The 2,234-nt window shown below is 37.0% G+C and carries 2 protein-coding genes; both read right to left on the bottom strand.

Annotation, left to right across the window (positions count from 1 at the left end; genetic code table 11):
- The coding region (locus ABDZ97_RS17520) for a hypothetical protein (protein ID WP_343791079.1) at positions 1–805 on the bottom strand (805 nt) is incomplete at its 3' end.
- 833 nt (positions 806–1,638) lie between these two features.
- On the bottom strand, positions 1,639–2,234 hold a 596-nt coding region (locus ABDZ97_RS17515; RefSeq protein WP_343791076.1), incomplete at its 5' end, for a hypothetical protein.

The raw sequence follows: 2,234 nt of genomic DNA, 5'->3' as shown, positions 1-2,234 counted from the left end.
TTTGGTTGACTTGTTCCATTCCTAAGCGGGTTGATCCATACAACATCCTCTCACTAAGATACAAATTCTTTTCCGAATCTTCCGTCTTTAACGTATAAATACTCATCACATTACCCTGTGCATCATGTACGTAGTACGTTTTGGTAATTTCATCCGTATCTATAACTCCCGGTGCCGATTTTGGGTACACAACTTTCATAATGCGTCTCCCCACAGGGTCATACTCAAATGCCAGATCCGGTTTTTCACTAAACGCATAACGTTCAATTTTCTTTACTTTTCCGGTAACTGTCCACTCGATGTTTTCAATTTCTTCCGTTTTATCTTGCACAAGTTGCCCAATGGCATCGTAACGGTAGTTATGGGTGGTTTCATCCGCCAGATTGTATGCGGTAAATCCTAATCCGGCATATTGTCCCGGCTGATCGTCTAAATCATCTGCAAAATTTCCAGCATTTACGGCATCATGCACAAGCGCTAATTTGTTTGTTCCATCGATGTAATCATACGTAAACTCATCCATAGCCGTTTTGGTAGTTCCGTTATCCGCCCAACGTTGCAGACTGGTAATATTCCCATTTCGGTCATAGCTGTAGCTTGTTTCATACAGTCCTGCTACTGGAATGATTGTCGAACCGCTAAGTGACAACCCTTGACTATTCATGGCTTTGATTCGATTCAATTGGTCATACTGATACTGGTAATTGTACGTCCCCAGTGGTGTTTCGTCCTCTTTCAGGATAGCGGTGTACATTTCACGTATATTACCGTTATAGAGGTCTTTTGCTTTCCTTTTTTTATACAATTTTTTTGACAATAATTACAGTTCATGATTAGGTGATAGTTTGAGACACTTACAACGAACTTTCGTTCATACAGGGTCTTATTTACACAAAAAAGAAGCGAGTGGATGTCTATATCCACTCGCTTCAATACAAATTGATTCTTCTATTTATTATTTTTCAATAAGTTACATACACTTTTTACCGGCAGGTGATAGTTTGAGACACTACCAGTCATGGTCACACTTTTATCAGTATCATCATACGTAGTCTCCCCACCTGAAAAACAAATGGTTAATTAAACAAATTTCATTCATCAATAAATCTGGTACACTACCCCTTTCATTGTGTCTCTACACATCGAGAGTACCACCCTCTTTTCAATTTTTCTAGGTCTGAATACTGATTGATAAAACTGGATTGATTAGGAACATAAAACATCTCACAACCATCAGTTAAATAAATTTTTAACGCAATACCTGTATCTCTCCAATCCGACCTATACCCTTCAATTGAAAAAGTATTCATAATTTGTTTTAACCGCTTAATTGAATCGCTTACCTGTTTTGGCGACAACTTAAAATTGTTGTTATATACGCTTCCACTAACACTCTTATAAATTATTGTATCACGAACGATATTGTAATTTTCATTGTTTAATTCGCAATAATATGTGCGAACCCCATCTATGAAATACGTCTCATAAATATAAAATTCATTTCTACTATACAATGAGGATTTTAAAAGTGATTCATTCAATTCCAGATTATTCGAAACGATTTCATCAACCTTTTTACTTGTCGAGCAACCCGCAGAAAACAATACAATTATATAGATATAAATTTTGTTCATAATCCTACCACTTTAATGGTCCTATCACACTTTTATGTTTTTGTTCTTGATACATCTTCTTCCCATCTTCGATTTGCTTCTTTCTACGTGCCAAATTAGCTTTTCCTGCTGAACTGTTTCTGTATCCATTATCAATGGCTTTCTGATCTCCTGGAGAATCCCAAAATCTTGGGTCACCATAGGTTCCTGGACCAAAATCATATAGAGGCGTCTTTTGATCTCTTCCATTCATTATGTTATTATAGTGTGCCCCCATCTTTGCCTCACCAATCATAATTCCTAATTCAGCCATTCCTCTACCCCACAAATAATTACCTATATCACCAACATTATACGCTGTACCCTCTCTTACATAGAATGATTTAGGGTTTAAATCTCCACTTAACACCCCCTTAACTCCATAATCCATACTTTTCGCTCCTTCCTCTTTGGCATATTTCAAAGCATCAGCATAACTTCCTTCAAAATCTTTCACTCCGCTTCTGTCAATTTGTTTTTCAACCAGATCATCACCCATTATTGCAATGTACCCTATCCCTACAGCACCATCACTATTAACAAAGTTTTTTATAGCGGTAACATCAACACTCGGGTCATTAA

The organism is Wandonia haliotis (assembly GCF_039523435.1).
Classification (GTDB): domain Bacteria; phylum Bacteroidota; class Bacteroidia; order Flavobacteriales_D; family Crocinitomicaceae; genus Wandonia; species Wandonia haliotis.
The sequence above is the reverse complement of the archived record's forward strand: the minus strand, read 5'-3'. Positions and strand labels throughout refer to the sequence as shown.